Annotated in this window: 1 protein-coding gene; it reads left to right on the top strand. The window is 52.4% G+C overall.

The features are described from left to right. Window positions 1-89 precede the first annotated feature (89 nt). Window positions 90-410 (top strand): hypothetical protein (locus J3482_RS20300; RefSeq protein ID WP_206923104.1); only part of this gene is annotated, 321 nt, incomplete at its 3' end.

Here is a 410-nt window from a genome sequence, read left to right as displayed (position 1 = left end):
TATGGAAGACAGGTGCACTTGATTCAAGTAACACAGCAGAACTCACTATCTTGAGCCGCCCAACGGCCTAATAGGAGGTAATGGAACGAATGGCACAAGTAATTAAATTACCCGAAAAGAGTTATACCGTGCCGGGGCTCGGCGGCGCATCAATGACGATGGACGCGGCGGCAATTGGTACAGGCCTTGCATTCTTGAATGCCGAGTTGGAAAAACGCGATCCACGCGTGATGGAACCACTTCAAAGTGTTACCTGGATGCGCGATATCCCGGTTCGCACGGGTGGCGGATGGGTCGAATTCACAACGCACTATGGCGTGGATTATCAGACCACAGGCGGTGAGAATTACGGTGTGGTCGGCGGCCAGACCAATGACATTCCGATCATCCAAGCAAACCTCGCCAAGCAA

The sequence above is a fragment of the Alicyclobacillus suci genome, assembly GCF_017329615.1.
GTDB classification, from domain to species: Bacteria; Bacillota; Bacilli; order Alicyclobacillales; family Alicyclobacillaceae; genus Alicyclobacillus; species Alicyclobacillus suci.
The sequence above is the reverse complement of the archived record's forward strand: the minus strand, read 5'-3'. Positions and strand labels throughout refer to the sequence as shown.